At 37.0% G+C, this 12,564-nt stretch carries 5 protein-coding genes; 4 read left to right on the forward strand and 1 reads right to left on the reverse strand.

Annotated features, from left to right (window positions below):
* Window positions 1-38: 38 nt before the first annotated feature.
* Window positions 39-3,692, reverse strand: a complete 3,654-nt coding sequence (locus FW781_RS20105) for an MMPL family transporter (protein ID WP_149389055.1) — start codon at window positions 3,690-3,692, stop codon at window positions 39-41.
* A gap of 192 nt (window positions 3,693-3,884) precedes the next feature.
* Between FW781_RS20105 and FW781_RS20110 the strand changes: the two genes are divergently transcribed.
* From FW781_RS20110 to topA, 4 genes are all read left to right on the forward strand, one after another.
* The gene (locus FW781_RS20110; RefSeq protein WP_149389056.1) at window positions 3,885-4,892 is read left to right on the forward strand and encodes a hypothetical protein; all 1,008 of its coding nucleotides are present in this window, start codon (window positions 3,885-3,887) and stop codon (window positions 4,890-4,892) included.
* Between the two features lies 1 nt (window position 4,893).
* Entirely contained in the window at window positions 4,894-6,033 is a 1,140-nt protein-coding gene (locus FW781_RS20115) for an EpsG family protein (RefSeq protein WP_228720245.1), read from the forward strand.
* 207 nt (window positions 6,034-6,240) lie between these two features.
* Window positions 6,241-9,654 (forward strand): T9SS type A sorting domain-containing protein, encoded by a 3,414-nt coding sequence (locus tag FW781_RS20120; RefSeq protein ID WP_149389057.1) that lies wholly within the window; start codon window positions 6,241-6,243, stop codon window positions 9,652-9,654.
* 275 nt (window positions 9,655-9,929) lie between these two features.
* Complete coding sequence (gene topA / locus FW781_RS20125) at window positions 9,930-12,506, forward strand: type I DNA topoisomerase (protein WP_149389058.1); 2,577 nt, start codon at window positions 9,930-9,932, stop codon at window positions 12,504-12,506.
* The last annotated feature ends 58 nt before the right edge of the window (window positions 12,507-12,564 follow it).

Raw genomic sequence — 12,564 nt, forward strand, 5'->3', positions numbered from 1 at the left:
TTTCTTTAGCGTTTACAAAAGTATGTTTTTCATATTTATTATTTAGTTTTAAATACTTTTAATGATTCAGAACTAAATTCCAGTATATAATTATCATTTTCAAACGAAGCATTCTTTGTGTTGACAAAAATAACGGTCTCAGGGAGAATCTGAATATCATTGAAGCTAAAATGATCATGTGAGATCAAAAGAACATCAATCTTTTTAGTCACTTCCGAAAGGTCTTTTATATACTGTATCTTTCTTCTTTTTACCAGATAGCTGTGTGCAGCTATCGCTCTTTTTTCATCACTTTTTATGAGAGAAAAAATCCTTCGGCTGGCCTGATATAAAGTTAATAATGCATCTTTCTGTCCGAAGTCATCTGCCATATGAAGGATGTTGGCTTCATTGGAAATATGCTTATTCAGTTCGAAATATACTGATTTTTTGGTGTTAAAGTCTTCTTTTACTTCATTTACCACCTCACTGTCTTTATAAAGATAGCTCAGGAATAATTTATTTTTAAAATAATTCTCATCTTCGATCTCTTCTCTCAGTTTTGCAAACTCTTCTCTGAAATAAGCATTGATCTTCTTTGTTCTTTCAGAATAGGTGTTGCCGAAGCTCATATCATCTTTGCTTATTCTGTTGCCTACTTTCACGGTAATGCTTCCATTGTAAATAATAAAATCCCCCTTCGGTAATACTTCGGAATTGCCATGAATGTAAAGTGGAAGGACGTCCAGGCTGAATTGCTCCGCAAGATAAAATGCTCCCTTATGGAATCTTTTGACATCATTGGTATAGGAGCGTTCTGCTTCAGGGAAAACAACAAGAGAATATCCCTGTGCAATTTTTTCTTTCAGCTTATCCATTCCGTTCTCAATTCCCTGGGAAACCGGATAGAAGCCCAGTGCTTTTACCAGTTTTCCAAAAACAGGAGATTCATACACCCAGTCATTCACCAGATAGATAATTTTATGGGTAGCCATGGCAATGGCCAGAGTATCCAGGAAAGAGGTATGATTGGCAATAATAACGGCCGGTTTACTGAAATCTTCACTCGTATTCTTAATGACCCTTTTCTTTACAAAAGGTGTTAAATAAAGTACTGATGTTAAAAACTTAGCCAGAATCAGTTTGATGATGTCCAATGTTTTTCCTTTGGCATTTTTAATAAATAAACTTCCGAAAGCTGAAAATACCAATCCACCTAATCCATAATATAAAAATGAAAATACAGCCCGTAAAAATAATCTGAGCGTAATAGGTGACAGCCCTTTCTTCGCCCGATTGGTGATGAATAATCTGAACCAAAAAGGATATAGGGTAGAAGTAATAATAATCACAGAGAACATTCCGATCAGGGCAACTAATGCTAATGAATGGAGTGCAGGATGCTTGGCAAAGATCAGAGATCCAATGGAAAGAATGGTAGTGAAAACTGCAAGAATAATGGATGTTCTGTAGGTGGGTAATTCATTTTTTCCTGTTGTATGTTCTTTTTGCATGGCCTGCGTCAGGAAGATACTGAAGTCATCTCCCACTCCAAAGACCAATGTACATACTACGGTACTGAAAATATTGAGTTCTAATCCTAAGAAATAAAGAATTCCGGCTGTTACAATTCCCGTTAAAACAATCGGGAACATGGTGAGAATTGTTAGTTCAAGATTTCTGAAGAATACAATAATTGTCAGAACAATGGCTAAAAGAGAATAATTGATCAGCGTATTGAAGTCTCTCTTCAGCAAGCCGAGGAAATTTTCGTTCATCTGCTGGCGGTCAATTGCAAGAGCGTCATGTTTCTTTTCAATATCTTTAATGAAAGCATCTCTTTTATTTTCGTCTACTTTTACTACATTTGAAACGGTGTAAAAACCATTTTCATTGCTCATGAATTCTGAGATCTGAAGAGCTTTTACCTTTTCATAGTCTTTCAGGCTCAATGCAGTATAGTTTTTATGCAGAACTTCATTGAAATTGTCAAAGGCTGAACCGTTGAATCCAAATTTATTCCCATTATTGATCAGTTCCGAAATAGTTTGACTCTTTTTAGAATCATTCCAGAAGCTGTTCCATTTCTCAATCTTTTTTTGCTGGTCTTTTTCTGAAAGAACAACACTTCCAATGGAGTTGTAGCTTAGTATTTTTCCCTCTTTTTTCTCTTTTTCAAGGAAGCTGCTTAACGCGGAGTTTCTGGTTAGGGCCTCCTCTTCAGAATTTCCATAAGAGATGGTGTAAATTGATTTTGAAGTAATATCAGAAAGCTTCTGTAATTTGGCTTCACTGATTTTCAGGTCTTTTGGAATATAATTAAGATCGCCAATATCTTCATTAAAACCTACATGTCTGAATCCGAACAGGCAGGCAAGAATAATGACAGAACACCCTATAATCAAAGGCTTGTTTTTCTCATAAGGATAAGACCCTATCTTGTCTATGAAGTTCGTGTTGAGGTGCTCTCCTTTTTCTTTGGGTTTATACAGTTGAGGAACAATAATCAATGCTGAAACTGAAGAGAGAATAACGGTGATGGCAGCAAAAAGTCCCAGATCTTTCAAAGCTTCTGAACGTACAAAAACCAGACACAGGAAAGAAACAGCTGTCGTTGCACTGCTCAATATAATAGGCTGGGTGATTTCTTTATAAAGCTCCTCAATATTATTGTTGTGCTTGTAATGGGTAAGAATATGCAGGGCATAATCTATTGTAATTCCGATCAGGATAGCACCTACACTTAAAGAAATTGCTGAAATTTTGTCTTTAATAAAATAAAGAACCAATAAGGAAAGAAGTACAGAGAATACCGTTGGTAAAAAGACAATGATAGGTGTAAAGAAATTCCTGAAATAATAAATAAGAAGCACCAGAAGTACAGTCATAGAAATAACTACCGTATTCTGAATGTCTTTTTTGATCTGTTTGGCATTCGCCACGGCAATCACCGGAGAACCGAAATAACTGATTTCTGTTTTTCCCTTGAACTGTTTATTAATGCCGTCTTTTATTGAGTTGAGCTGGTCGACAAAAACTTCATTGGCTTTCGTGTCATTGCTTTTATTCTTTGGGTCAATAAAAAGTAACAGATTTTTGCCGTCTTTGGTGACAATATAGCTGTCTTCAAGCTTGAAATCTTTGCTGATGTTTAAGGCATTTAATTTTTTAATTCCTAAAAAAGTAAGTCCCAAAGGATCTTTTTTTATAAATTCCTTTGTAACAAGACTTGTTGGAGAAACCAACGAGATATAATTATTCTCTACCTGCTTGGCAATGCTGTCTTTCTGAAGTTTGCGGTCTATTTCCCTGTAATCGTTTTCATTAAGGAATAAGGGTAAGTTTTGGCTGACGAAATCAAATGTTTCTGAAATCTCATTATCATTCACTTTACCCTGAACGGAACCGATATATTTCTGTAAAGGTTCTATTTTCTGCAAAAAAGTATCTGCCGTTTCTGAAAGCTGGAAGCTGTCTTCACCGGACTTATTCTCTATAATAACGATAATCTTATCCGAAAAATTAAGCTGTTTAAGAACCTTTGCCGTAAGATCAGATTTTTCATTTTTAGGAATGATCTGATTGATGTCTTCCTCAAAATTGATCTTTGATGCAAAAAACAGGCAAAAAACAGCAATTCCTAAGGCTGTAAGTACAGATAGGATTTTATTTCTGGAAATCAGATAGTATAAAAATATAAAAAAACGATGCATTGCATGTGAATCAAGTCTGCAAATTTAATTTTTTAAGCATTAGTTCAAAATAGTTAGAGATAAGTTTTGACTGAAAATCAATAAAATATTCTAGGAAGAATGAAAAAATATTCTACTTTTGCAAAAGTTCCCCTTTAAAAAAATGTATTTTAAATCACAATTATTATTAAAAAATAAGAATCTGTTTTAGATATGTTGAAAAGAAATGATGAAAAAATAAACGGATTTCTATTTGTAATAGTACTTCCGCTTCTGCTGTTTGCCATGTCTTATTATGGATTTGAATCTTCCTACACAAGACTGAAGACATCAGAAACAACTCCCGACTTCTTATTTTCCTCGGTATACGCTTACAGGGTGATTCCCAATTATCTGAGTGTGCAGATGACAGATCTGATGTATGATCTTATCAATGGTCCTTTTTCTTTCTTTAAAGATTTTTTGTCCAAAAACGGAACGCCGTTCTATCATGGGCTCTTCCTGATGAATAGTTTGTTTTTTATTGGGTGTTCCCTGATCTTAAATGCTGTATTTAAATTGAAGTCTACGGGTCTTCTGCTCAATCTTAATGCAAGAAGAATTATCCATCTTCTATCTGTTTTTTTCATCGTTATCACTCAGTATGCACCAACAAATTGTGATACTCTTGCACTTTTCTGCTATCTGGCCGGTGTATTTTTAACATTGAAATATTTAGATACCGGGAAAAATATCTTCTTTTTTATTCTCATTGGTCTTATCGGAATCTCTACATTGGTAAGAGAGACTGCCTGCCTGAATATCGCTTTTTTTGCCGCTGTATTTTTCAATATTGCCGAATTGAAAAAAGGAAATTATCAGGTGATCTGGAAAATACTACCTCTGGTTATCGCTTTTCTTGTTCCTTATCTGGGATTAAGAGCATTGCTTGTTCAGGATGAAACTACATTTGTAGAAGGTTTTTATATCAACAGGAACTTTTCCAGTCCTTTCAATCTTGCGGGATTGATCTTTGCTATTATCGTGATTTACTTTATATACAGGCTTTGTACTGATGAAGAAAACAGGAATGTTTTTGGAAAATATTTTTTCTTTTCAATTCCTTATCTTATCATGATCACTTTAGTCGGGCTTTTTTGGGAGGTGAGGCTTTTTCTGCCTTTAATTCTGACCGGAATTATCACGGCATATCATCAGTTTAAAAAAACATCAGAGATTTAGCATGAGTTTACTACATCCATATTATATTATTGCAATTGTCTATATGCTGTTCTTCAGTATTCAGGAAGTGTATGGAAAAAAGGTTGATAAAAAATGGTTCTGGTTCCTTGCTGTTTATTTCATCATAATTGTCGGGCTTAGAAATGAGGTAGGCCCTGACTACGGAAGTTACAAAGGCATATATATTTACTCTGATACCAAAAGCTATTATAGTATCTTTATGAAGATGCTTCATATGGAAGGGTCTGAAAATCTGGATGTAGAGTGGCTGTTTACATTGATTAATAAAATACTTCTTAACTTTTTTAACGCCCCTTTTTATATGTTGACTCTGGTCATTGCTATTTTTGCGATGATCTTTAAAGTAGAATATACAGAAGACAATACATTCTATCCATTTACCTTTACCCTTTTTATGTTTATCCCCAACTTTTTTATCGGAGAAAGTGGGCAGATCAGACAAAACCTGGGAACCTTTATCGTTTACTTTGCAATACGGTATATCAAAGAACGGAAATTCTGGCATTACTTGTTTTTCATATTTATAGGGTCAGGTATTCATAGTGTCTGTTATTTATTCCTGCCAATGTACTGGCTGGCCCGTGTTCCACTGAATAAAACAGTGATGCTGATTATGATCATAGGCTCTGTATTTTTGTCTCCGTTTGAAATCTACAGAAGTTTTGGCGGTTTCTTAGACGGGATGGCATCGAATAGCACCCTCGTAGAAGGTTTTAACGGATATATGGATGAAACAGTACAGCGATTGAATGGTGGTGTCGGGATCCCGGAGGTGATGATGGCGATTCTGACCTTCTTCCTTTTTGTTTTTGATACTAAGATGAAGGAGCTTTACCCTTATTATGAATATCATAGAAACTATGCTGTGATTGGGATTTGTATGTATTTTATCTTTAGAAATAACCCTATCTTCTCATCGAGGCTTGCAGGAGCATTCATTGGATTTTCGTATATCATTATTCCGAATGCCATGTATGTTGTTTCTGCGAGGACCAAGAACATGATTTATGCATTTATTATTTCACTCGTTGTCTTCAATTTTGTTGTCTTCTCCCTCTTTAATAATATCAAGGCGGGACGATTTTCAATAGAGCGTTACAAAAATCATATCCTTCCATAGTGTTTTGGAAGTAAAAAATATAAAGGCAGCTTTTTAGCTGTCTTTTTTTATTGAGTGACCGTTTGGATTTGTACTATTTATAGGATTTTTAATTAAATTATCAATAACATAATTTAAATATTTTATAATTATTTATAAAATAAATTTATTTTTGTTGATGTGGGCTTAAAAATTGTATTTCTGTAATGACACTCAAATCCATAAGATATGAAAAGGTTAGTTGGAAAATTAGCGGCAGCGATCTGCCTGATATCGTTGGGAATTTGTTCTAAAGGTAATGTCAGAGGACGTCTTCCCTCAGTTGAGCATGATATATTGAGTATTCACCATATAGACTCACTCACCAGGCCAGTGCGTGAATGGACAAAATTCTTAGTTCCTGATTGGAAAAAAGCACCTAACAGCTACATCTTTGATCCCAGCCAGAATAGTGGTGGTTTGCTGGTCCCTGTAAAGAAAGCATATGCGATGTGGGAAGGAGGCGGCTACCTGAACGGGAATGGTATTCCGGTGGGAACAGTGACCGCGGATGTGCTGTGGGAAGATACTCACGGTCTGATAAAATCTGGGGTCAATTATGCTCTCGAAATAATAGGGACAGGGCAGGATGCTAAAATCAAAGTTCCCATCAACAAAACAAAAAAAGGAAATGCCGTGGTGGTTTTCAAGGTAAATGGAGAAATCTATTGGAGCTGGCATATCTGGGTTACTGATGATCCTACAAACGGAACAACTTATCGAAGCTTCAATACCATTAAAAGGATGAAGTCAGATGGTACAACTGAAGTGATTCCGGACACAGATTGGAGATGGATGGACAGGAATCTGGGCGCACTTACAAGCTCCATCACTGCCTCAGACTGGAACAAAAGTATAGGACTTCTTTACCAGTGGGGAAGAAAAGATCCAATTCCGCCATTAGTCACCAGGGGAAATGATTTCTATGAAGCTTCGGGATCCATAGGAAGAGTCAGACATAGAGGAGCGAAAAATATGACCAATGCTGTAAGTATTGATGATCTTAGAAAATTCGTTTTACTTTCTGGTGCAGAAGTTACCAATAACTTAAGACTTTCTGTAAAAAATCCATTGAGTCTTATCTATGTCAATAAAGAGGACAATTCCGGCCAGGCTTACTACAACAATAATGTCAATCTGCCTGTCAATTGGTTTGGAAAATCTACAACCTTGCCTACTAACCGGCTTTCTGAGCTTAATCTTTGGTCCGATAATGCACAGGGAAAAATAGAAGCTGCTTACAATACTGATGACAAAGCAAAACCTTATCGGGATAAATCTCCTTATGATCCATGTCCCAACGGATGGCGAATACCCTCTATGCTGGTAGCAAATCTTGCCTCCGGATCTTATATTGATGATATCAGAATAGACTTTTCACCTTTCGGCGTAAAAACCAATATGGCAAAAAATGTTTTTGAGACCAATAAATACCATATTATAAAACCTACTAATGCAGGAATTCCAGCATTTATGACAGGATTTAAGGTATATCCTAATCTTGGTTTTGATCTTTCAGCAGTTGGAGGATATAATATGGGAATCTTTCCCGGAAATGGGCAGCTTATCAGAGGAGCCCATTTGGGACAGTATAGTGATCAGCATCATATTGCATTGTGGACGGCTACTATGGCCCGGCAGTTCGATGCTTCTCCGGCTGTTACGGTTAGAGGGCTTTCTATGATTCCCGATAAGACACAGCCTGATATTCCGGATGCTAATTATCCCAATATCAAAGGGCGTTATTACTACTTTCCTATGTCAGTAATGTACACCTCAGATGCTAACGGATGCAGATGTATAAAAGACCCTTTATATCTCGTCAATGATTATGATTTTCCTACAGAATATCTGCCTGCAGCTACAGAATATAAAGAAGGAATTGATAATCCGAATACCTATCAGATTGTTAAAAGCGGAACCGCTGCTGTCATTGAAATTCCGGTGAGTAAAGCATTTTCAGTACAAAGTCAATTGTTGAATAATTCCGAAATATTAAACCCTTCCAATTTTAATAATTTAAAAGGAAATGTTCTCTGGACTACGAATACCGGTCTGATCAGTAAAATTTCAGTAGTAAACCCATCCCCTTCTTCACTGCAGGGTATTATTAATTCGAAGATAGTTGTAGAAATAGTTCCTGACCAGAGTGGAAATGCTGTAGTAACCTTACATAACGGTAGTATATCATCTCCGGTATATTGGAGCTGGCATATCTGGGTTACAGATACTCCGATACAATCTTATACCTATACCACAGAACCACCGGAAGCAGTAACAAATTACGTGAATTATGTGAATAAAGCAGATGTGGTATTGCAGACCACTTTCATGGATCGTAATCTTGGGGCAGCACATGCTTTTCCTAATGTTGCGAATCCTCTTGCTCCCACCTCCGAAGAGCTGTTGAAGATACGAGCTTCTACAGGGCTGCATTATCAATGGGGAAGAAAAGATCCTATTCCTGTATTCCAAAATGCAGATAACAGAAGTTTCTACAATATTTCTTTAGGAACTGCTGCTGCCAATGGCACCGTTTCCTATGCCGCACTTACTCCGGCTGATTATAACAATCTTTCCGGCAGTTATATCGTTCCTTACAGTGTCTATGCTGCTGCATCTAATATACAGAGTACAGACAAGCCGGTAGATAAGATTTCCAAGATACTGTCTTATTCCGTTAAAAACCCTTTGGTATATATGATTCCAAGTACGTTTGCTCCATATAACAGTGCAACACCCAACTATACCAACGGAACTGACTGGCTGGCAACAGAACCTAATCTGGCTCCTGACAGATGGGGAAGAGGAGGAGAGAAATCTCCCTTCGATCCTTGCCCGGAAGGCTGGCGAATTCCCGATCTGATGAATGTTGCTTTGGTTTCAGGCAGCGATTTCGGGCAGACTCCCTGGTACAAAAAAGATAAAAATATAGCCACGTCATATAGTATTGCTACTGATTATTTAGGAACCCGAGTGAGAAACTCTGCCAATGCCACCGTAGGATATATCTTTAATAATCCTGCATATCCTTTAGGAAACTACCCTGATTCCGGGTCAAGAGGTTTCAGAAGCGTGGTTGCCAATCAGACAGCACAGGGAACCTTTAATGTTCTCAATTTTCAATATCCTGCTGTGTGGACGGCGGCTTTAAATTCAAATTATTTGGGAAGATCGGTTAATGTGCTTTTTGATGCTGCCTCTACTACCAATAGGATAATGGTTTTTCATGATAATAATGATCCCTATTTTGGTGCCGGATGCCGATGCGTGAAAATAGAATATGATGCGAACGGTAATGAAGAAGGACCTGCTTCCAGAACCACAGTACCCCCTAGTGGCTCAACATTAAGTACAGCTAATGCAGAATTTAAATTGGCGGATAATAAGATTTCATTATATCCAAGTCCGGTTTCTAATGTTCTCTACATTAAGGCTACAGAAAATAAAGAATATCATTACCAGATTTTTAATGCCTTGGGCCAGCTTGTGAAGTCTGGGCAGTTTATAAATAATCAAACAGACCTGTCTTCCTTGAATGCAGGTGTGTATTTGATAAGAATAAATAATTCGGAAGCAGTGGTCAAAATTATAAAGCGATAAATTCCCGGAAAGAGGATTTAAAAAGCAGGATGAGATCTCTTGTTCTGCTTTTTGCATATAAGCATATCTTTTACATCTATGATGGTTGATGAAAAATTCTATATCATGAATGTTGATAACTATATAACACTCTAAAACCTACACTACAAAGGCTTTGAATCTTTAAAAAATGGGCACTGAAAAGGGGTGCAAACCATCTTGATTGTTAAATTAAACCCGGTTTACAAAAAGTATATAATAAAAAAGCTTTACTTTTGCAAAAATTTTTAGTTAGAATGTCGAAAAATTTAGTAATCGTAGAGTCCCCGGCAAAAGCAAAAACTATTCAAAAATATTTAGGAAAGGATTTTGAAGTGAAATCCAGTTTCGGGCATATCCGGGACCTTCCTAAAAAAGGGATGGGGATAGACCTTACTACATTCAGTCCTGATTACGAAGTTTCCGCAGACAAGAAGAAATTGGTAACCGAATTAAAGGCTGCAGTAAAGAAAGCAGATATGGTATGGCTCGCTTCCGATGAGGACCGCGAAGGAGAAGCTATTGCATGGCATCTGGCGGATGAGCTGAAATTGAAGCCCGAAAACAGAAAAAGAATTGTTTTCCATGAGATTACCAAAAACGCCATTCTAAAAGCAATCGACAATCCGAGAGATATAGATCAGAATTTAGTAAACGCCCAGCAGGCAAGAAGAGTGCTGGACAGAATTGTAGGTTTTGAAATGTCACCCGTTTTATGGAAAAAAGTGAAACCGGGATTATCTGCAGGAAGAGTACAATCTGTAGCAGTACGATTAATCGTTGAAAGAGAAAAAGAAATCCGTGAGTTTACACCAAAAGCGAGTTTTAAACTTGACGGAATCTTTCTAAATAAAACAGAGCAGGAAATAGCTGCCAAACTGAAAAAAGACTTCGAAAAAGAAGTAGATGCAGAAAAATTCCTTGAGCAGGCAAAAACTACAGAATTTAAAGTTCTGAATGTTGAAACCAAGCCGGGTACACGTTCCGCTTCAGCTCCATTTACAACTTCCACATTGCAACAGGAGGCTTCCTCAAGACTTGGATATAATGTAACCAATACTATGCGTCTGGCACAAAGGCTGTATGAAGAAGGGTACATTACCTATATGAGAACAGACTCCGTAAACCTTTCTCAGGAAGCGATTGAAGGAGCAAAAAAACAAATTACATCAGAATACGGAGCAGAATATTCTTCTCCAAGAAATTATACTACAAAATCTGCTTCTGCACAGGAGGCTCACGAAGCAATCCGTCCTACGGATTTTGGAGTGAAAAGCATAGGAGATGTGCAGCTGAATAAGCTATACCAACTCATATACAGAAGGACACTGGCTTCTCAGATGGCCAATGCCAAAATTGAAAAGACTGTGATCGAAATAGGGAACGTATCATTACCCCATCATTTTGAAGCACAGGGAGAAGTAATTATATTCGACGGTTTCCTGAAAGCTTACGGTATTGTGAAGACAGAAGATGAAGATGAGGAGAACAACGATAAATTACTTCCAAAAGTAAGTGTAGGAGAGGTGTTGAACTATAAAACAATTACCGCTACTGAAAAATTCACAAGACCAAGTGCAAGATATACTGAAGCCGGTTTGGTGAGAAAGCTTGAAGAATTAGGGATTGGAAGACCATCTACCTATGCTCCGACGATTCAGACGATTCAGAACAGAGAATATGTGGATAAGAGAGAAATTGAGCCGCATACACGCGAAGTGATCAAGATGTCTTTAGCAAAAGATAAGATCAAAAAAGTAGTTCTTGAAGAGAAATTCGGAGGTGATAAAAATAAATTCATTCCTACAGATATAGGTGAAGTGGTAAATGATTTCCTGACAGATAACTTCAGAGAAATCCTTGACTACGGTTTCACAGCAAGAGTAGAAGAAAGCTTTGACGAAATTGCAAGCGGAGACCAGAAATGGAAGGAAATGATGACGAATTTCTACTCAAAATTCCACCCGAGAATCGAAGACGTAGAAGAAAACGCAGACCGTGCAACCGGAGACAGGCTGTTAGGAGTAGATCCGAAGACTGGTAAAAATGTTCATGCAAGAATCGGAAGATTTGGAGCAATGATCCAGATTGGAGAAACTGATGATGAAGAGAAACCGATTTTTGCTTCATTAATGACAGGTCAGAATATTGCAACCATTACTTTTGAAGAAGCACTGGAATTATTCAAACTACCTTTCGATTTAAGTGAAGTTGACGGACAGCCGGTTTCTGTAGGGGTTGGTAGATTTGGACCTTATGTGAAATGGGGAGAAACTTATATCAGCATTCCGAAGGGAGAAGATCCTCTTTCTGTAGATCAGAAACGTGCAGAAGAAATCATCAATGAAAAGAAAATTGCTGATGCTCCTATTGCAACTTATAAAGGTGAGCCAGTAACGAAAGGAACAGGACGTTTCGGACCATTTATCAAATACAAAGCTATTTTCGTAAATGTTCCAAAAAAATATGACTTTGAAAATCTTTCTCAAAGCGATATCAATGAGTTAATTGATGCTAAGCTTGAAAAAGAAGCCAACCGATATATCCAGCAGTGGGAAAAAGAAAAAATTTCCATTGAAAACGGAAGATGGGGACCTTTCATCAAATTCGGAAAAGCAATGTTTAAAATTCCGAAGAAAGCAGACGATACAAAATATGAAGCAGATGAGTTAAAAGGGCTTTCTTTAGATGAGGTTAAAAAATGGATTACAGACCAGGATCCTAAAGCTTTTGCAGAAAAGAAAAAACCTGCAGCTAAGAAAGCATCTACAACTAAAAAGGCTACTACAACAGCGAAAAAGCCTGCAGCTAAAAAACCAGTAGCTAAAAAATAAATAAATTTTAATAAAATAGGAAAGCACAGATTTTGGTCTGTGCTTTTTTGCTTTTATA

This window comes from Chryseobacterium panacisoli (assembly GCF_008274625.1).
Classification (GTDB): domain Bacteria; phylum Bacteroidota; class Bacteroidia; order Flavobacteriales; family Weeksellaceae; genus Chryseobacterium; species Chryseobacterium panacisoli.

Excerpts from the sequence above, each read along its gene's own strand:
- FW781_RS20105 (WP_149389055.1), bottom strand. The coding sequence starts at position 3,692 with ATGCATCGTTTTTTTATATTTTTATACTATCTGATTTCCAGAAATAAA.
- FW781_RS20110 (WP_149389056.1), top strand. The coding sequence starts at position 3,885 with ATGTTGAAAAGAAATGATGAAAAAATAAACGGATTTCTATTTGTAATA.
- FW781_RS20115 (WP_228720245.1), top strand. The coding sequence starts at position 4,894 with ATGAGTTTACTACATCCATATTATATTATTGCAATTGTCTATATGCTG.
- FW781_RS20120 (WP_149389057.1), top strand. The coding sequence starts at position 6,241 with ATGAAAAGGTTAGTTGGAAAATTAGCGGCAGCGATCTGCCTGATATCG.
- topA (WP_149389058.1), top strand. The coding sequence starts at position 9,930 with ATGTCGAAAAATTTAGTAATCGTAGAGTCCCCGGCAAAAGCAAAAACT.